Source organism: Tolumonas lignilytica, assembly GCF_000527035.1.
In the GTDB taxonomy this organism is placed as follows: domain Bacteria; phylum Pseudomonadota; class Gammaproteobacteria; order Enterobacterales; family Aeromonadaceae; genus Tolumonas; species Tolumonas lignilytica.
The window spans coordinates 1,855,770-1,874,979 of the sequence record NZ_AZUK01000001.1 but is presented as its reverse complement, the minus strand read 5'-3'; the positions used below and the strand labels follow the sequence as shown (position 1 = coordinate 1,874,979).

Annotated in this window: 12 protein-coding genes; 5 read left to right on the top strand and 7 right to left on the bottom strand. The window is 52.0% G+C overall.

The window, feature by feature from the left end; all coding sequences use genetic code 11:
• Positions 1-65: 65 nt before the first annotated feature.
• The 6 genes from H027_RS0108730 to recC all read right to left on the bottom strand — a co-directional run bounded on the left by H027_RS0108730 (position 66) and on the right by recC (position 12,548).
• Positions 66-710 (bottom strand): DUF2931 family protein, encoded by a 645-nt coding sequence (locus H027_RS0108730; protein WP_024872078.1) that lies wholly within the window; start codon positions 708-710, stop codon positions 66-68.
• Positions 710-2,626, bottom strand: coding sequence for a T6SS phospholipase effector Tle1-like catalytic domain-containing protein (locus H027_RS0108725; protein ID WP_024872077.1), 1,917 nt, complete (start codon positions 2,624-2,626; stop codon positions 710-712). Before H027_RS0108725 ends, H027_RS0108730 begins: the two co-directional genes overlap by 1 nt.
• On the bottom strand, positions 2,616-3,485 hold the full coding sequence (locus H027_RS0108720; protein ID WP_024872076.1) for a DUF4123 domain-containing protein: 870 nt from the start codon (positions 3,483-3,485) through the stop codon (positions 2,616-2,618). Before H027_RS0108720 ends, H027_RS0108725 begins: the two co-directional genes overlap by 11 nt.
• 125 nt (positions 3,486-3,610) lie before the next feature.
• Positions 3,611-5,512 (bottom strand): exodeoxyribonuclease V subunit alpha, encoded by a 1,902-nt coding sequence (gene recD / locus H027_RS0108715; protein ID WP_237657939.1) that lies wholly within the window; start codon positions 5,510-5,512, stop codon positions 3,611-3,613.
• A complete protein-coding gene (gene recB / locus H027_RS0108710) occupies positions 5,509-9,048 on the bottom strand; it encodes an exodeoxyribonuclease V subunit beta (RefSeq protein WP_024872074.1) in 3,540 nt (1,179 codons plus the stop codon). Before recB ends, recD begins: the two co-directional genes overlap by 4 nt.
• Positions 9,045-12,548: an exodeoxyribonuclease V subunit gamma gene (gene recC, locus H027_RS0108705; RefSeq protein WP_081741443.1), complete on the bottom strand. Its 3,504-nt coding sequence runs from the start codon at positions 12,546-12,548 to the stop codon at positions 9,045-9,047. Before recC ends, recB begins: the two co-directional genes overlap by 4 nt.
• 176 nt (positions 12,549-12,724) lie before the next feature.
• On the opposite strand from recC, the gene H027_RS0108700 reads away from it, so the two are divergent.
• The 5 genes from H027_RS0108700 to yjfF all read left to right on the top strand — a co-directional run bounded on the left by H027_RS0108700 (position 12,725) and on the right by yjfF (position 18,641).
• Positions 12,725-13,657 carry a L,D-transpeptidase family protein gene (locus H027_RS0108700; RefSeq protein ID WP_024872072.1) on the top strand — a complete coding sequence of 311 codons (933 nt, stop codon included), beginning with the start codon at positions 12,725-12,727 and terminating at the stop codon, positions 13,655-13,657.
• 398 nt (positions 13,658-14,055) lie between these two features.
• Positions 14,056-15,015, top strand: coding sequence for a galactofuranose ABC transporter, galactofuranose-binding protein YtfQ (gene ytfQ / locus H027_RS0108695; protein ID WP_024872071.1), 960 nt, complete (start codon positions 14,056-14,058; stop codon positions 15,013-15,015).
• Positions 15,016-15,099: 84 nt separating this feature from the next.
• Positions 15,100-16,608 (top strand): galactofuranose ABC transporter, ATP-binding protein YtfR, encoded by a 1,509-nt coding sequence (gene ytfR, locus H027_RS0108690; protein WP_024872070.1) that lies wholly within the window; start codon positions 15,100-15,102, stop codon positions 16,606-16,608.
• A 13-nt stretch (positions 16,609-16,621) separates the two neighbouring features.
• The gene (gene ytfT / locus H027_RS0108685) at positions 16,622-17,641 is read left to right on the top strand and encodes a galactofuranose ABC transporter, ATP-binding protein YtfT (protein WP_051448971.1); all 1,020 of its coding nucleotides are present in this window, start codon (positions 16,622-16,624) and stop codon (positions 17,639-17,641) included.
• Positions 17,634-18,641 (top strand): galactofuranose ABC transporter, permease protein YjfF, encoded by a 1,008-nt coding sequence (gene yjfF / locus H027_RS0108680; RefSeq protein WP_024872068.1) that lies wholly within the window; start codon positions 17,634-17,636, stop codon positions 18,639-18,641. Before ytfT ends, yjfF begins: the two co-directional genes overlap by 8 nt.
• A 207-nt stretch (positions 18,642-18,848) precedes the next feature.
• On the opposite strand, the gene H027_RS0108675 is transcribed toward yjfF, so the two are convergent.
• Complete coding sequence (locus H027_RS0108675; protein WP_024872067.1) at positions 18,849-19,097, bottom strand: Lpp/OprI family alanine-zipper lipoprotein; 249 nt, start codon at positions 19,095-19,097, stop codon at positions 18,849-18,851.
• Positions 19,098-19,210: the final 113 nt, after the last annotated feature.

Below are 19,210 nucleotides of genomic sequence, written 5' to 3'. Positions count from 1 at the left end.
TCAGAATGTCAACATTCCTGAAATAAGCATATCCGACATTCTGTTTAACTTTTAGCTCTTACCCACTATTTCCATTTTTCATACGGGATCGGCTTCGCCAAAATATCAGCGAATTCTTTCTGATATTCTTCGGTTTGTTCTCTGAGTTGATAGGGTTTGGTTCCGGTCAGGCTTTCCACCATTTTCCAGCCTTTGAATTTACCCACCAGGATCTCTTTATCGCCACACCCACCCAAACCCCAGACTCTGACATAGCCGCCCGGCGCTAATCCAATCAAAATGTTGTTATGATAGAGCGTTCGTTTCTTTTGCCAGCAGTGAGAAACATAAGGCGTCATCATCTGTTTTTTAATGTCGGGGCTGAAATGGATATTGGCGGCATAAAACTGCTTCTCTGCATGAGAAAACCAGCTCACCACCATGCTATCAGGCAACTCGGTGTAACGTTCCTGCAACTCCATTGAACCAATAGGTTCCAATTCATCGCCAATTCCATCATCCGGCCTGTATCCCCCAACAGACCATCCCGTTCTTAAGCTAAAACTATGACCATCCGGCATACTGGCCTGTAAATATTCGGTCTTGATCTGAAAATAGGCTGGGGATGTGAAACCGTAGTTCCAGTAGCGGTACTCTTCGGCCACTTCCGCTTTTGAGCTACATCCAGCCAAAGATAAAATCAGGAACAATAATTGGACAACGGTTTTCATTATGCCTCCTCATAGCAGGGATAAACATGACGTTGATTATTAGCGGTAGGGGCATTCGGGTGAATACCATAAGTGACTAAATTGAGATTGGCAGAATAATGCACATAACGCGGCCGCAAGTGTACATGTAATGCCATCAGTTGCGGCGATACCCGACCTTGTTCTGCTTCCCGCAATATCTCATCCGCAATCTCGTTCAATTCAGCCGACACCTGGGTTGATGAATTATCTGAAACAAAATTACGCAGCGGCACTTTCGCATATTTTGCTAAACCGTACATCAGCCGCAGATGAATACGTGATAGTTCACCTTCCACAATTCGTTGCATGATGACTTTCACCAACAGTACATAGGTGTCGCTGGTTTTGTGATTTTGCCGGGTGATTTTATAATCTAGCTGTATCGCTGCGGCGGGTGCCCAGCCATCACGAATCAGCCGGGCTCTGTCGGCTTCCGCTTTGCGCCAAGCAGAAGTCCGTTTGATAGATGCATCACTGGGATACATAAACAGGCCGCAGGAATAGGCACTGACAATGATGTCTTCCTGCAACGCCCGGTTCATGCTTTGCGGGTTTTGTGCATTCAGGTAATAACGGGAATAATAGCCGCCACCTACGTCGGAATGTGCACCCGGCACGCTAATTTCGGTAAACTGTGCCGCCGGATTCAGTTGATTTAAGGCAAAGTAATCCCGAAATTCATCAGCCGCGGTGAGATGTACTGCCCGCATGGTCTGTTTCACCGGTAACGCCAGATGAATGCCGGGGTTATCGTCATTTGCCGGGCTGAAATCGCCGTCGGCGGGGTCAACAATCGCGGCGACGGTGTCAAACACCCCTACAAAGGTAAACTGGCAGTGCTGCGGATTTTGCCAGTCAAAATGGGCCGGTAGCGTAATTTCTTGCTCTTGGAGTGCTTTGCCAAGATAACCGTTAGCACCCTGAGTTACCACATTGACAAAATGCCGGGCGGCAGCAGCTCCCCGGCTAAAGCCGAACACGTCAAACTGGAAACAAACAACACCATCGTAATCACTGTTCCTTAATGGTTCCTTCAGGCTTTTTGCGGCAATGTCGCATCCTTTTTTTACCTTGGCATCAACGCCAGTGTCGCCCTCGCCAGTTGCCATACCGTATTTAGAATCGTTGGTGATAGTGGCGGATGAACCATCATTGGTGGTACCGATACCTTCTATATACTGCCTGTGTATAAAAACATTATTTACCGGTGTATCCGAAAATTGATAAAAATCATGCAACTTTTGAATATTGGTAATTTCATTGCTGGCGCTACCCGCATTCGGGCTGGCCCCACACCACTGGGATAACGTTGCTGCCTGTTGTTCGTTTTCGCAACGCGTAGCCCAGATGCGAGTTTGATCTCTGGCCAGCTCCGCGTTATAGCTGTTATTGCCGGTACCGTCGAAGAACATGCCGAGGCGCACCGTCAGCATATGGAAGGCTCTGACCTCCAGCACATAACTGTTATCGGCAACCAATTTTAATTTTTTCCCGGTTGCCTGCGGTTTATGGCGTTCGGGTATGGTTTCCGGTGCGCGTAACCAAATATCTCCTACGGTGATATTTTGATATTGCTGTTCATGGCCTTCATATCCTTGTTCTTTTTTTGCAAAATCCGGCACCGGGCTGGCTGTTCCTTTCTCACGAGGAGCATGAGTGTAGGCGGCTTTCAAGAGTTCATCGGTGGCAATGGCAATCTGCACCGGGCCGGCCGGCAATCCAGTTTTTAATAGATAACCATCCTGAAATTTAACTGTATGTGCGACGCCATCGTTCGCCCGTAACGTGCCGTTCAGGGTGCCTTTGAATGACTGTGCATGTTCATCAACTAACCGGATTTCAATCCAGTGGTTAAACTGCTTACAGGGGATGCAGTTCTGTATGTTATTCGCCATAAATATTCCGTTCCTTGTGATGCTGTATTGCCGCCAGAGTCCGGTTCATCAGTTCTGTCTGTTCATCGCTCTCATCCTGCGGTATGTGCGTTAAAATGGATGGCCACCACGATGAATAATCAAACAGTTGCAAGATCAACCAGATAGGCTGATATAGCTTAGGGATGTCAGCCTGATGCATTGCGGGAATATGCGATGTGATTACAGTTTTAAGATCGTCATTTGACTGATACCACTGTTGCATCAGGAGGCGATGGCTCTGCCACAGATAATCATCCAGACTTTCTGTCAACCGAGCATCTTCACCGGGCTGTCCGACAAAATGTGACTCTTTCATCCGCCACCACGGTTCATGATGTTCGGTTAACTCCGGCTCAGGGTGCGGGGCGGCAATCAACCAGTCATCCTGATACCAGAGCAAAATTTCATTGGTTGGACCAAGGAACCGGCGGGTCTCTTCTTCATGGAAGGTAAACAGCATTGGCCCCAGAATGCGCGGGTCGTAATAGCGGAACAGCACTTCCTCACCCTCCAGCCCGGCGATCAGCAGACTCTGCCAGTGCTGCAGCACTGTTTGGGGTGGGTGTTCAGATGCAATCAGAATACCGGTGGCGTAACCGGCCTGTTCCTGCGCTGACCACCATGTTGCCCAGTCTGGAAGTTGCGCCAGCGGCAACAGCCAGGGACCGTATAACAAGTCATCGGCAAATTCGGTGCCAGCATACAGCGGCCAGGCGTCGGTCGTTGCAGCCTGCTGATACCAATGTTGTAGAGGTTTATTGTCAGCCAGCGGGTCAATGAGGGCATAGATCTGCCATTCTGGAAACAGCGTCTCTTTCCAGTCAGAAAGCGAAGGCATGTTGATCCCGATAGGATGCGATGTTGAAGATAGCGCGAAGTTTAGACGCTTAGCTCATCCCTGATGAGCCGACAACAATGACAGCGCTCATGGAACACTGTCTGGATGAAAGCAGAGTCATGCCACTACTCTGCTTCATACAATGTCTGCATGGTTTCCAGCATGGTCACCAGTCCGCTGTAGCGTTCGGTTGGTTTTCGCACCATCAGAGTCAGCACTTCCGGGGTGGCAAACAAATCGAGCTGTTCTCGCGCACGGGTAATACCGGTGTAAAGTAATTCTCGTGTCAACAGCGGGTTGGCCTCGGGCGGCAACACGAGCAAGGTATGGGAAAACTCCGAACCCTGCGATTTATGCACCGTCATTGCCCATGCCGTATCGTGGGCTGGCAGACGACTGGGCAGAAATCCGTGCGCCTTGCCATCCGGCAACATGAACCAGACGCGCAGTCGTTCGCCATCATGCGCCGTGACCCCGATATCCCCGTTATAGAGCCCCAGTCCATAATCGTTTTCGGTGATCATCACCGGACGCCCAGCAAACCATTCACCGCTCATCTGCAATTTGCCCTGCGCCTGTAAGCGCTGGCCGATCGCCTGATTCAGACCGTTAATGCCCCACAGGCCTTCGTGCAAGGCGCACAGCAACCGTACCTGATTAAAGGCCGTTAATAACGCCGGTGCATTGTCGGCCTGCACCGGTTGTTGCAGTAAATCCAGATAGGTGTGATAGCCCTGCGCCGCCAGCCGGACGGCCTTGTCGAGCCGCTGTTCATCGGCATGCAGCCGGATATCCGGATGTTCCTGCGTCCAGAGTGCCTGTGCGGCTTTGGCATCGCCGTCATTGACCGCTTCCGCCAGTTGGCCAATCCCGGAACCGGCCGCAAAGCGCCAGCTTTTACGCAACAGACAGAGGCGATCACGCAGCGGATGCCCCGTGGTCCGGACATACGATTGCAACGCATAACCGGTGTATTGTTGCAGTTGCTCCGCTTGTCGCTGACTGATGCCCTGTGCCACAAACTGACAGATATCGCCCAGCACGGCACCGGCCTCCACCGAGGCAAGCTGGTCTTTGTCGCCCAGTAAAATCAGGCGTGCCTGCGGAGGTAAGGCGGCCAGCAGGCGGGCCATCATCGGCAGATCGATCATCGAAGCTTCATCGACTACCAACACATCCAACGGTAACGGATTCTGTGCATTGTGCTGGAATTCCGGCTGCCCTGGGATCACGCCGAGCAGACGGTGCAAGGTACTGGCCTGGGTCGGTATTCCGGCCAACCAGTCGTCATTCACCAGTCCGGCCAGTTTCACCTTCGCGCCGCTGATCGATTCCGTCAGCCGGGCCGCCGCCTTGCCCGTGGGGGCCGCCAGCCGGATCAACAACGGTTGTTCGCTTTGCGCCACCAGCAGAGCCAGTAGTTTGGTCACGGTGGTGGTCTTACCGGTGCCGGGGCCACCCGAGATCAGCGTGAAACGCCCGTCACTGGCGGTGGCAACCGCGACCGCCTGCCAATCGATGGTCTCTTGCGGAGCAAACAGTTGCTGTAATGGCTCAGACAAGGCGGAGGATGCTACTACCGGTGAAGCGGCACTAGCCTGTTGCAACCAGTTGGCAACCCGCTGTTCAAAACGAAAATAACGGCTGAGATAGAGTCGCCCGGCAAACAGGGTCAGCGGCTGCCCCGCCTGCTCATCCAGCTCCGTCGGATCGCTGACCAGACGCACCAACTGGCTGCGCTCCAGCAGCGTCATCAACGTCGCCACACTGATCGTTGATAAATCTGCCCACGCCTCAGGGAACAGCGGTTGCCACTGGGTCAGACGTTCCGACCAGCTACTCAGTGCAAAGCAGACATGCCCGCGCCCCAGTTCCTGACTGGTCATCGCAGCCGCCAACAGCACTGCCGCATTAGGTTCCCATCGGGCCAGCAACTGGGCCAGTTGCACGTCCAGATCGCGCACCAGTCGTGCATCCTGTAACGCCTGCCACAGCGGTGTTAATGCAGAAGAATTCAGCGTCATCATGTCGGTTCTCCCTGGCTCGCGATAGGCTGGCCGGCGAATAACGCATCCAGCGCAGCAATATGCTGTTTGTCGGGTTTGGTGGCATAGACCCCGCTCCCCGCCTCGCCGTTCATGCCACGCAGGAAGAGATAACAGACACCCCCTATGTGGCGATCATAATCATAATCGGGCAACCGGCAGCGCAGATAACGATGTAACGCCAAGGTATACAGTTGATATTGCACATCATAGCGATGCTCCAGCATTGCTTGTGCCATTGCGTCCTGTTGGTAGGCCGCCGCATTATCGCCGAGATAATTCGATTTATAATCGACCACGTAGAAACGGCCCTGATATTCAAACACCAGATCGATAAACCCTTTCAACATGCCCTGGACCTCATTGAACGTCAGTGGGGGTGCCTTGGCGGAAAGCGGATCACCGTGCGCCAGACAGCGGTTCAGTGCTGAGGCCGACAGCGGTGATAGTGGCAACAGAAATTCCATTTCGCTCAAACAGTGTTGCGGTGTCAGCCGGGCGAGCGACAAGCCGCGCTGGAGTTCGCTGTTCAAAATTTGTGTCAGCCACTGCGCCAGTACGGGTAACCAAGGCTCAGGCTGCCAATCATGGCTGAGTTGTATGCCCTGCAGATGCTCTGCGATCCACTGCTGACGTGTTGCGGCATCGGCCCCAAAATCAAGATCTTCCAACAAGCTGTGCAGGAATGTTCCGGCATGTGCCCCGCGAGGAAAGCTGAAAACATCGAAACGCGGTTCAACTGGCGGCACGGCATTTTCTGATACCGTCACGACCGGCGGAGTCACCGTCGTATGCGCCCCCTGATTTACCGTCAGCGCCGAATAAGAGGTCATGCGCCAGTTGCGCTCCACTATGCCCTCAAAATGGCGCGCCTGCGGTGTTGGTAATTCCGGGCTGAGTTCATGGTACGGCGTCTCCGGGAAAGGTAACGGTGCCACCGCTGCCGCCCGATCGAGGTGATTGAGCCGCTGCAGCCACTGCTGCATACGCTGGGTCAACCCCGTCTCATTGTCATTTTTCAGCAGATAATCCAGTGCGGCGGGCCGATCGTCTTTGCCTTTGCTGCGCGAATTGACCTTCAGATCCGCCAGCCCCAGCCAGGTCACAAAAATGCCGCGGGTCAGCGCCACATACAGCAGACGCAGATCTTCCGCCAAACGCTCTTCGGCTGCGTGTTCCCAGGCACTCGGCGCACCGGTAAGATCAAGCTGCACCCCGTGCTCTGTGTGATAACGCGGGACATCATTGCCACGGTAAGCACAGATAAAGGGCAGCAGCACCAGAGCATATTGCAGCCCCTTTGACTTATGGATAGTGACGATCTGAACCCGCTGGCGCTCTGAATCGAGCCGCAACTGTTGCTCGTCAGCATCGCCATTCGGTTGCTGGCAGCGTTCCATGAGCCAGCGCAACAGCGCATGTTCACCATTGAGTGCACCAGCCGCCATTTGCAACAATTCGCCCAGATGCAGTACATCTGTCAGCTGCCGTTCACCCTGGCTGTCACTCAGCAACCGTTCCGGGATCTGATACCAGAACAACCACTGCCGCAGCATCGGCAAGATGCCCCGCTGCCGCCATAGTTCACCAGCCTGCCGGATATGGTCGACCGTCTGCTCCCACAGTGCTTCATCATCATTCAGCCGTGCCAATTGGGTGACCGACCAGCCCATCAGACGGGTTGCCATCGCCGCGCGGATCAGCATGTCATCCTGCGGATTCAGGCACGCCTCCAGCAGCCGTGCGACATCCTGCACCACGGGTTGTGCAAACACCGATTCGCGGTTGGAAAGATAGACACTGGCAATACCGCAGGCCTGCAGGGCCTGCTGCATGATGGCCGCTTCCCGTCCGCTACGTACCAGCACAGCAATATCATTCGGTTGCAGTCGCTCGCCATTCAGCAGTGCCGCGTCTTGCTGGGCCGCACACAACCAGTGATGGATCTGTGCGGCCGCCGCCTGTGCCATGCTTTGCTGATAGACCGCACCGCTGACTTCACCGCTCTCAGGCATAAAGCAACATTGCAGCGCCGTTTGTGGTTGCCCCTGCAAGACAAATCCGGCAGCTTTGCCCTTGGCGTTCACCGCCTCAAACGGGATGCTCTCCTGATAGATGAACGGGGCCGGCGACTGCGCAAACAGTGCATTCACTGCGGCCACCAGTTCATGCGTGGAACGGTAGTTTGTTTGCAGTGTGTAATGGGCCGTTACCTGTTTCTTGGCCTGCATATAGGTGAAGATATCGGCCCCGCGGAAGGCATAAATCGCCTGTTTCGGGTCGCCAATCATGTAAAAGCCGCATTCCGGATTCTTTGTATAGAGGGCAGAAAAAATCTGATATTGCAGCGGATCGGTATCCTGAAATTCGTCAATCATGGCGACCGGATATTGCTCCCGGATCCGCTCGGCCAGCAGGGTCCCCCGCTCTGAACGCAAGGCCCGCGCCAGATTGGTCAGCAGATCATCAAACGAGAGTTGTTGTTGCTGCAATTTCTGTTTCTGCAACCGTGCGTTCACCTGTGACAACGCATTGGCCACCACGACGTCATCAATATCATTTGGTGCGGCCAGAAAATCATCGATCTGCGTAAACAGCACATGCTGTGGCACTTCGCCTTTGCTCGTCTTCTCGGCCAGCAGTTGTGCAGAAAAGCGTGCTAGTTCATCCGGCACCCGATAGCGGGTGATAGGAGCCGCCGCCCAGAGACCGACTTTTTGCAGCCAGTTCGGCAGATTTTTTTTCGAATAACTGCGCTTATCCACTCCCGACTGGCTGATTAGCGCCTCCAGCTCTGGGGCTGCGTCTAGCCAGGCGCGTTGCAGGCCGGTCAGACGGGACACAATGGCCTGATGGCGTTCGGTCAGGGTCTCGCTGGTCCGCGCTGAACACTGGAGCCCGGTCAACGCCAGATGCGGGCGGATAGTTTGCAGCAGCTCCGCCGGCCCTTTCCAGTGATCGAGCAACGCCTGCGCCAGCACGGCATCGGCCTGCCAGCTGATCTGACGCCAGAAATCGGCAACGGCGGTCTCCCGCAGCTGTTGTTCTTCCGTCAGAAACTCATTATCGAACAGGCTGCCCGATTCAAAGGCATTCTGAGTCAGCATCCTCTGACAGAAACCATGAATGGTATAAATCGCCGCCTCATCCATCTGGCGTTCGGCATTCAAGAGCTGACGCAACGCCAGTTTTTTATTCGGGCATGCCGCCAGCAGTTGCTGGATCAAGGCATCCTCGCTGTACCCCACCTCCAGCGCCCGTCGGGCATCGCGGATGGCTTTCAGAATGCGCGCCCGTAACTCTGCCGTCGCCGCTTCGGTAAAGGTCACCACCAGAATACGATCCACCGGCAAGGGCATACCGAACGCCGCATCGGCCGAACCATGCCCGAGCAACAGGCGCAGATAAAGCCCGGCAATGGTGTAAGTTTTGCCGGTACCGGCACTGGCCTCGATCAGTCGCAAGCCGCTGAGGGGAAAGGTCAGGATGTCGAGCGGTTGACTGGGTTGCTGGCTCATACGGCAGCCTCCTGCAAATGTTGACGTAGTGGCAGCAATAAATGCTCCGCCCAATGACAAAGCACGTCCCAATGCACGGCATCCAGTTCCGGGAAGGTACGGGCCAGATAGCTGTCTTCCACTTCTCCCAGAATAAACTGCCCGTCACCAAGATAGGTTTTCAGCGCCGCCTCCCGCGCCAGCAGTTGCTGCGCAGCATCCCCCAGTTCTCCCTGCTCGGTCATGGCTTTCTCCAGCCAGTGCCAGGCAGTGTTCACCGGCAGACAGAGCGGTTGTTGCAGGCCGTCGATAAATGCCTGATACCAACGCTGCAACTGTTGCCGGGCATCGGCGACATTCAGCAGCGCCAGTGACCACTCGCTCAATTTGCCGTTATCCAGCACCAGTAAATGGGTCGGCTTATGCAGTTTGTTGGCCGCGCACAACGCCAGATGTTCCAGCCAGATCGCAATCAGCCAGTTGGCCTTCAGCTGGCTCACCCGATGACGTACCAACTGACCGTCATAAAGCTCGCCGACACTCCCCAGTAATTGCCAGCCACTGAAATCGAGATGGAAGGTTTCCCGTTGCGCCGCCGCGAGTGGCCAGGCCCGGAACGCGTCGACCAGCGGTTGCAGATTATTCGCATCCTGGGTTAAGGCCAGACGCCCAAATTCTCCATCCGGCAACGCCCCTTCCGCCAGCAGACGCGACTGCCAGACATCGGAAGCCACCTCACGGCGCTGATAACGTAGCAACCGCTCCCGCAACTGATATTGCTGCAATTTATCCGGCCAGAACGGTTCGACCTCCTCCAGTGCGGTTTCTCGGGCGGCAAACTGCACGCGCAAGCGGCGGTGGAAAAATCCGGCCACCGGATTGCGGAAGAAGCGCAACCAATCGGAAAGCTCAATCTCGGGGTGGGCGGCCAGTTCTGCGGGCAATGCCAGTCGGCCATCAAAAAACGGGGCTTGCTCACCCGGCGTCAGCGCCGGTAACCATTCGGCGGCATAACTGAACCAGCGCGCATCCGATAGCTGTGCCTGCGGCGCAAAATAGCGTTGGTCATACGCCACCAGCGGATGTTCAATCAGCAGATGCTGAGACAGCGCCGTTTCCTGCTCCGTCTCGGGTTTGGCCTGATCCTCCGGCAGCAGAAACGAACGCTGGCAATATTCCAGCAATTCACTGACCAGGACCGAAGGCATCTGCTCCCGGTTATCGATGGCACTATGCGCCACATAGGAAATATAGAGTTGCTGCTGCGCGGCCAGCAGGGCTTCCAGAAACAGGTAGCGATCATCCTCACGGCGGGAGCGATCGCCTTTGCGTGGCTGATCGGCCATCAGATCGAACCCCAACGGCGGCATGCTGCGCGGATAGACGCCATCATTCATGCCCAGTAAGCAGACCAGCCGAAACGGGATCGCCCGCATCGGCATCAGCGTACAGAAATTCACCCGGCCGGCCAGAAATTGCTGGCCGCCGCGCACGGCGGTGAGTTCGCTTTGCATATGATCGTGGAACACCGTCAGCGACAACGGTTGCTGATAGTCCATCGCCGTCAGACGCTGCTGCCAGCGCTGCAACGTGGCACGGATCAGGCTCAGCGCGTCGGCATCCGCTTCTTCGAGTTGTTCCTGCGGCAGATAAAACGTCAACAGGATGCGATCGACCAGATTCTGCCATTCGGTGATCGGACGTGTCGTCTGCAGCTCGGTACGCAGAGCAATCACCTGAGTAATGAACCGGGCCATCTGCCCGAGCTTGACGGCATTTTGTCCTTCAATGGCCGTGTACGGTGCAATGTCGGCAAACAGGGTTTCGTTGCCGCTGGCAAATCCGAGCAGCATCCGCTCCAGCCCGAATGACCAGGTATGCCGTTCACGCGGCGGCACCTGAAAATGACTGCCATCTTCTGGAGCCAACCCCCAGCGAATGCCGGATTCGACCACCCACTGCCGCAGCGTGGTTAGATCGCTTTCGACCAGACCAAACTGCTGCAACAAGGCCGGCACCGCCAGCAGCTCCAGTAACTCGGCGGCGGTGCAGCGTAAATCCGGCAGCGACAACAAGGTCAGAAAACTCTGCAACAATGGATTTTCCTGCGTGGCCGCCCGATCCGAAATCGAATAGGGGATCACCCGCTCACCGGCCGCACTGCCGAACACCGCTTGAATGTAGGGGCCGTAGCGGTTGATGTCTGCCACCATGACCACAATCTCTTTCGGTGTCAGTGTCGGATCGGCCGCAAACCGCTGCAGCAGTTGATCGTGCAAGACTTCCACCTCCCGCAGCGGGCTGTGACAACCGTGCAGCACCAGCGAGCGATCCTGTGGCTGAATCAGCCGCTTCGGACGCAGCCGGGTGCCGTCCTGTAAGTCGAGCAGATCCTGTTGTAGCAGGTGCAGTAATGAATCGGTGCCGACATCGGCAAAGGCGTCAATTTCGGCAGCACTGATCTCCGCCAGCAAGGCCAGATAATCCCGCCCCTGTTTTCCCAGTGAGACCAGCAACGGATTACCCTGCTGCTCCCCTTCCTCATTGAACAGTTGCGACCAGTCCTGCTCCGGCAATAAGGGCGAGGTCAGTGCTTGTTGCTGCCATTGCTCACGCCGCTGCACCAGCAGTTTGTTCAGCATCCGCTGGTTGATCTGGTTTTCTTCCTGCAGATCGCCCCAGTAATAACGGCACGGATTGGTCAGCAACAGATGCACTTCGCAATGTTCACCCAATGCCACCAGTGCTTCGAGATAATGCGGTGGCAGAGAGGAGATCCCGAACACAAACAACCGCTGCGGCAACACGGCCGCCGGTTTGCCACGTTGCAGAGTATGAATAAACTGCGAAAACAGGTTCACACGGTGCAGATGGCTGGCCTGCTGTTCGGTCATCGCCACCAGTCTCCGCCATAATACCGGCTGCCACGGCTGGGCCTCGGCGCCTGCGGCCCCGCCACCTTCCCAGTCGACAATCCAGTCGGGGCGATACACCAGATACTGGTCAAACAGATCCGCGATGCGCTGGCAAAGCTGATAACAGCGCCGTCCATCCTGATCTTCCGCGAGATAACCGGCCAGAGCACTAAACAGCACATCATCCATGCACTGCGGCAATAACTGCATCAGCCGCCATAACATGGCCGGTTTGGTATAGGGGTTTTCCTGCGGGACTTCGGGCAGCACCTGATGAAACATCTGCCAGATGAAACTCGACGGCAGCGGGAAGGTAATATTCGCCGCAATGCCCATCTCCTGCGCCAGCGCCTGTTTCAGCCACTGCGCCATGCCGGGGCTTTGTACCAGAATTGTCTCGGCGGCCAGTACCGGCTGTAACGGCGATCGGTTGATCAGATGAGCTAACAGACTTTTAAGTACATCCAATTGATTAGAATGATAAACCCTGAACATGGCGGTGATCCGTCTCCGTGCTAATCCATCGATAATAGAGGAAAGCCCCCTCCCACCACTATCCGCCTCGGGAAAAAAACCGGAAAGCCCCCCATTTTCCAGCGGAAGCATTTGCGATATATACTCATTTACACGTGATCAGCATCATAAAGTTGAAATATTGCACAGACAGGGCAAAATGCGCACCTTGGCCTGTCGCAGATCGTGGCCAATAGACTGAGCATAAAAATATACCAACAGATAACGCATCAACCCAATCAGATAAAAGCAGTTATTACAGGATCTCTATGAACATCATGCGCAATGCCCTACCGGCTCTGCTGTGCGGTCTAACACTAACCAGCCTGTCAGCGTCAGCCGTTGAATACCAATTGCCGCCAGCCAACAGTCGTCTTCTCGGTCAGAATGTGGAATATGTGGTTCCTGCTGACAGCAAGCAAGCGTTGGAAACCATCGCGGCCAAATATCAGATCGGCCTGAGCGGTATGATGGAGGCCAACCCTGGAGTTGACCCTTACCTGCCTAAGCCTGGCAGCACCCTGATCATCCCGCATCAGTTGATCCTGCCGGATGCACCCCGTGAAGGGATTGTCATCAACGTCGCGGAAATGCGTCTATATTACTACCCGAAAGGCAAAAACATCGTGGAAGTGCTGCCGATTGGTATCGGTCAGTTGGGTAAAGACACCCCGGAAAACTGGGTGACCTCCGTACAACGTAAACAGGCGAACCCAACCTGGACCCCAACCGCGAAAGTGCATAAAGAATATGCCGAAATGGGTGAGCCGTTACCAGCCGTAGTTCCTGCCGGCCCGGATAATCCGATGGGTCTGTTTGCCTTGTATATCGGCAATCTGTATGCCATCCACGGTACCAATGCCTCATTCGGTATCGGCCTGCGCGTCAGCCACGGTTGTGTGCGCCTGCGCAATGACGACATCAAACATCTGTTCAGTGTAGTGCCGGTCGGTACCCGTGTGCAGTTCGTCAACCAGCCGATCAAAGTGACTCAGGAGCCGGATGGACGCCGTTATATGGAAGTGCATGAACCATTGTCACGCACCATGGATGAGCTGAACTCCACAGCAAAATCACCACTGCCGCTGTCTGCATTCGTCGGTCACTTCATCGCCAAAGCAGATACCGACTCTCACGTGGTTAAACAAGCGTTGGAAGATCGTACTGGCTTGCCGACACAGATCAATCCGCAAACCAATTAATCTTTGCAGATTGCATTAAAACCTCGCTTCGGCGGGGTTTTATTTTTTCCGCTTAAATTTATTTCAATTAATTTTCACCATCTACGACTTATTGAATATTCAACTGACCTTTACATTATCAATAATAAATACCTTTATTTATTCTACGTAACCTCTTTATATGAATCGTTCCTCATATAAAACAACACCAAGTCGTTTTTATTTAACAACCTTAATTAAAGCGATCCTTTAGGTGGTTAATATGTCATCCCTTGCTATTTATATGAATTATTATGCTACAGCCAGTGTTGTGTGATGCACATCTCCTCTTGTTTTCAGCAACCATCTAATCTCTCATAAAATAATAAAATGGTTTCCAACATTAATGGCCATATGATCCAACCAGATAGGAGCTATATATGTTTAAGAAATTATCATTAGTCAGCGCAATCAGTGCCATCTTAATTTCAGGTAGTGTTTATTCTGCATCAATGACCGTCGGGTTTTCGCAAATAGGTTCTGAATCTGGCTGGCGGGCTGCTGAAACTTCGGTATCTAAAACAGAAGCCGCTAAACGAGGAATTACCCTGAAAATTGCCGATGCACAGCAAAAACAAGAAAACCAAATTAAAGCCATCCGTTCATTCATTGCACAAGGCGTGGATGCCATCTTCATAGCACCCGTCGTACAAACCGGATGGGAGCCTGTTTTAGAAGAAGCTAAAGAGGCTAAGATCCCTGTATTTTTGTTAGACCGTAATATTACCGTCAAAGATAATTCTTTGTTTATGACAGGCGTTGCTGCCGATAGCGTTCATGAAGGCAACGTAGCCGCCAAATGGCTGATAGATAACATGAATGGTAAGCCATGTAATGTCGTTGAACTACAAGGTACCGTGGGTGCCAGCGTTGCATTAGATCGTAAAAAAGGGTTTCAGGATTCAATAGCCAAAGTCCCGAATATTAAAATTATACGTACCCAATCTGGTGATTTTACCCGCAGCAAGGGTAAAGAAGTTATGGAAAGCTTTATCAAAGCAGAGAATAACGGGAAAAATATCTGTGCCGTCTATGCCCATAACGATGATATGGCTATTGGTGCCATTCAGGCGATAAAAGAAGCCGGATTAAAACCAGGAAAAGATATTAAAATCATCTCTATTGATGGGGTGCCTGATATATTTAAAGCCATGTTAGCAGGCGAATCGAATGCCTCTGTTGAATTAACACCAAATATGGCCGGCCCGGCTTTTGACGCATTAATTTCTTATAAAGACAAAGGTGTTATTCCACCAAAAAACATCACCACGGAATCAAAACTATTCCAGCCAGCCGATGCCAAAGAACAGTATGAACTGAAAAAGAATATGGGTTACTAACAATACCATTTAAAAATCCATATTAATTTCACACAAGAACACCATATGAATGTTTTTATATGGTGTTCTGTTCATGGAGCGCATATGAGCAATAAACATCCGGATGATTATGTTGTTTTGGATATCAAAGGAATTTGTAAAACATTCCCTGGTGTCAGAGCATTACATAATGTTGATTTTTCGCTGAAGCAGGGCGAAATCATGGCATTGCTGGGAGAAAATGGGGCGGGAAAATCGACCTTAGTCAAAACGTTAACCGGTGTTTATCCTCGTGATTCAGGCACAATTTGTTTTGATGGCGAAATGATTAACCCGGCCAATACCGCACATGCGCAGCAACTGGGTATAGGAACGGTTTATCAGGAAGTTAATTTATTACCCAACATGTCGGTAGCCGATAATTTATTTATAGGCCGCGAACCTAAAAAATTTCACCTAATTGACCGAAAAAAAATGCTCCGTGATGCCAACAGTATCATGCGAAGTTATGGTTTTGATATGGATGTTACGCTGCCTCTCGGCCACTATTCCGTCGCCATACAACAAATTGTTGCGATTGCCAGAGCGGTATCCCTCTCTGCCAAAGTACTGATTCTTGATGAACCCACCGCAAGCCTTGATACCAATGAAGTGAAAATGCTGTTCAGCATCATGCGTGATTTACGTGCGCAAGGTATTAGTCTGATCTTCATCACTCACTTTCTGGACCAGGTCTATGAAATATCCGACCGCATCACTGTTCTGCGCAATGGTGAACTGGTCGGAACCCGTGTTACTGCGGAATTGGATCAGATTGAACTGGTTAAAATGATGCTGGGCCGCGAACTGGAAGACAATGCGCTGAAACGGGCAGGCCGCACCTTACACAGTGATAAACCAGTGGTATCTTTCAAAGATTACAGCAAAAAAGGGATCATCGAGCCGTTCGATCTGGAAGTCATGCCCGGAGAAATTGTCGGTTTAGCGGGTTTACTCGGTTCAGGACGGACGGAAACAGCACAAGTCATTTTTGGTATTACACCAACCGATTCTGGCGAATGTCACGTCAAAGATACCAAAATCAGCATCCGTTCTGCCCGACAAGCCTCCGCTGCTGGTTTTGGTTTTTGTCCGGAAGATCGTAAAACAGATGGCATCATCGCCGCGGCATCTGTACGCGAAAATATTATTCTGGCACTGCAAGCCCAACGTGGGTGGCTGCGTTTAATACCCAAGAAAGAACAGGACAATATTGCGGCACGCTTTATTCAACAACTGGCGATCAAAACGCCCAGCCCGGAACAGCCTATTCAGTTTTTGTCCGGCGGTAATCAGCAAAAAGTATTGCTAGCCCGCTGGCTGCTAACAAAACCACAATTTCTAATTCTGGATGAGCCAACACGGGGGATTGATGTGGGGGCGCATGCGGAAATTATCCGGTTGATCGAATCACTGTGCGCGAATGGTCTGGCTTTACTGGTTATCTCGTCAGAACTGGAAGAGTTGGTTGGTTATGCCGACCGGGTGGTCGTGCTGAAAGACAGAAGAAAAGTAGCAGAAATTCCGACAGAAGAACTTTCTGTTCCCGCCATCATGAAAGCAATCGCGATGTAAGGACGGCATAAAAATGATCCCCTCTATTCTACCGTTATCGGAAAAAGTGCCGACCTTTAAAAAAGGCTGGCCGAAAGGCAGTGCGCAGTTCGCCGCGTTAATATTGGTGTTACTAATAAACAATTTAGTGGCCGATAATTTTTTCTCCATTCATCTGCAAGATGGTCGTTTATTCGGAAGCTTGATAGATATATTAAACCGCTGCGCACCTGTTGCCTTACTCTCTATAGGCATGACACTGGTGATTGCCACGGGTGGTATTGATCTGTCCGTCGGTGCCATCATGGCCATTAGTGGCGCAACAATGGCCAGCATGGCCGCAAATTACTCTCTGCCAGTTATTTTGCTGACCTCACTGAGCGTTGGTGCGCTCTGTGGTCTCTGGAATGGCTGCTTGGTGGCTGTCTTAAAGATGCAACCCATCGTCGCCACCTTGATATTGATGGTGGCAGGCCGCGGCATTGCGCAACTCATTACCGAAGGTCAGATCATTACCTTCAACAATGCCGCTTTAGCCTGGTTTGGTAACGGCTCATTCTTATTTGTACCCACACCCATCGTCATTACGATACTGGCCGCCTGTCTCACCTGGTTACTCACGAAAAAAACGGCTTTAGGCTTATTCATTGAAGCGGTTGGGATCAACATCCGTGCTGCAAAAAATGCCGGTGTGAATACACCGATGGTCGTGATTGCGACTTATATTCTGAGCGGCATTCTGGCCGCACTGGCAGGGATCATTGTTGCAGCGGATATTCGTGGGGCAGATGCTAATAATGCCGGTTTGTGGCTGGAAATGGATGCCATTTTGGCGGTAGTCATTGGCGGAACATCGCTCATGGGCGGTCGGTTTAATTTGCTGCTCTCGCTCGTCGGAACCCTCATTATTCAAGGCGTAAATACGGGGATTTTATTGTCTGGCTATCAGCCACAATGGAATTTGATCGTCAAAGCAGCAGTCGTGCTATTCGTCTTGATCATGCAATCGCCAGTCATCGTTCGTTTCATTAAAAAGGGTCGTCATCATGCTTAAACGCAATTTATCCCTGGTGATCACCATCAGTGTTTTCATCATTGGCTATCTGATTTGCTTATTGTCTTTTCCAGCCTTTCTATCCACCCGGATCGTGTGCAATATCCTGACGGACAATGCCTTTCTCGGTATCGTTGCCGTTGGCATGACATTTGTCATTTTATCCGGTGGGATAGACCTGTCAGTTGGTGCCGTTATCGCATTTACGGGCGTGTTTCTTGCGAAAATGCTCGGTGACTGGGCCATCGCACCGCAATTTGCGATCCCCATTATTCTCATTATGGGGGCTTGTTTCGGCGCCTTTATGGGATGGTTAATTGATACATTAAAAATACCGGCGTTTATTATCACACTGGCGGGTATGTTCTTTTTACGTGGCACCAGTTTTCTCATTTCTGAACAATCGTTACCGATTAATGACCCCGTATTTAGTAAGCTTTCCAGCATGTCATGGCACATCATCGGTGGTGGCCGCTTAAGTCTATTGGCTATCATCATGCTGATTGTCGTTGTTATCGGGATCGTACTGGCAACCCGAACCCGTTTTGGCAATAACGTGTATGCGATTGGCGGTAATGCAACCTCCGCAGAACTGATGGGGATCTCAATTCGCCGCACAACGATTGGCATCTATATGTTCTCCACCACCATAGCAACCATAGCCGGCATTGTGTTTGCCATCTACACGTCAGCCGGTTATCCGTTGGCTGCCGTGGGCGTAGAGCTTGATGCCATTGCAGCAGTTGTTATCGGTGGAACATTGCTTACCGGCGGGGTGGGAACGGTCTTTGGGTCATTGTTTGGCGTATTGATCCAGGGGCTGATACAAACATATATCAATTTTGATGGCACGCTGAGTTCATGGTGGACCAAAATCATTATTGGTATTTTGCTGTTCAGTTTCATCGGGCTGCAGCGCCTACTGTCTGCTTTTTCTGAAAACCAAAAAGCCAGCAAACCAACCTTACTCACTGTCCGTGAAAACAGTCCTACGCTTTAAAACCTAAAAGAAAGGGCTGACTATCCATCATGTATGGACGGCTGTGTTATGCGTGATCGACAAACGGATTGAATAAGGTGACAGGTACGCGGGAGGGGTTACAACAAAAAAGACTCAGAAACCAGTAATGAGGATATTCAGAAAGCCCCAAAATGATGAGGCACCGAAATCGGTGCCACATCAAGAGGGTTCTTCACTAAGAAAAAATTATTTCTTGTAGTGAGTAGCCATGTTGTCCAGACGTGCGTTAGCGCGAGCAGCTTCTGCTTTAGCGTCTGCAACGTCAGCAGCCAGTTTGCTCTGACCGTCTTTCAGTGAACCAACTTCAGTAGCCAGCTGGTCAACTTTACCAGTCAGGGTCTGAACGTCAGATTCGATTTTAGAAGTGTTAGCACAACCAACCAGCAGGGTTGAGCTCAGAGCGATAGTGCCCAGCAGTACTTGATACTTGTTCATGGATAACTCCTTTGACTTTATTAGGATGGCTTCAAGCCCAGATAGTATGGCACAAAAATGACCATACGAATCACAGATCTGTAAATTTTTTGCATTTTGCAAAGGAATTTATG

What these genes read in the sequence shown, in the direction of transcription:
- H027_RS0108730 (WP_024872078.1), bottom strand. Translation starts at nt 710, where the DNA reads ATGAAAACCGTTGTCCAATTATTGTTCCTGATTTTATCTTTGGCTGGA.
- H027_RS0108725 (WP_024872077.1), bottom strand. Translation starts at nt 2,626, where the DNA reads ATGGCGAATAACATACAGAACTGCATCCCCTGTAAGCAGTTTAACCAC.
- H027_RS0108720 (WP_024872076.1), bottom strand. Translation starts at nt 3,485, where the DNA reads ATGCCTTCGCTTTCTGACTGGAAAGAGACGCTGTTTCCAGAATGGCAG.
- recD (WP_237657939.1), bottom strand. Translation starts at nt 5,512, where the DNA reads ATGATGACGCTGAATTCTTCTGCATTAACACCGCTGTGGCAGGCGTTA.
- recB (WP_024872074.1), bottom strand. Translation starts at nt 9,048, where the DNA reads ATGAGCCAGCAACCCAGTCAACCGCTCGACATCCTGACCTTTCCCCTC.
- recC (WP_081741443.1), bottom strand. Translation starts at nt 12,548, where the DNA reads ATGCTTCCGCTGGAAAATGGGGGGCTTTCCGGTTTTTTTCCCGAGGCG.
- H027_RS0108700 (WP_024872072.1), top strand. Translation starts at nt 12,725, where the DNA reads ATGAACATCATGCGCAATGCCCTACCGGCTCTGCTGTGCGGTCTAACA.
- ytfQ (WP_024872071.1), top strand. Translation starts at nt 14,056, where the DNA reads ATGTTTAAGAAATTATCATTAGTCAGCGCAATCAGTGCCATCTTAATT.
- ytfR (WP_024872070.1), top strand. Translation starts at nt 15,100, where the DNA reads ATGAGCAATAAACATCCGGATGATTATGTTGTTTTGGATATCAAAGGA.
- ytfT (WP_051448971.1), top strand. Translation starts at nt 16,622, where the DNA reads ATGATCCCCTCTATTCTACCGTTATCGGAAAAAGTGCCGACCTTTAAA.
- yjfF (WP_024872068.1), top strand. Translation starts at nt 17,634, where the DNA reads ATGCTTAAACGCAATTTATCCCTGGTGATCACCATCAGTGTTTTCATC.
- H027_RS0108675 (WP_024872067.1), bottom strand. Translation starts at nt 19,097, where the DNA reads ATGAACAAGTATCAAGTACTGCTGGGCACTATCGCTCTGAGCTCAACC.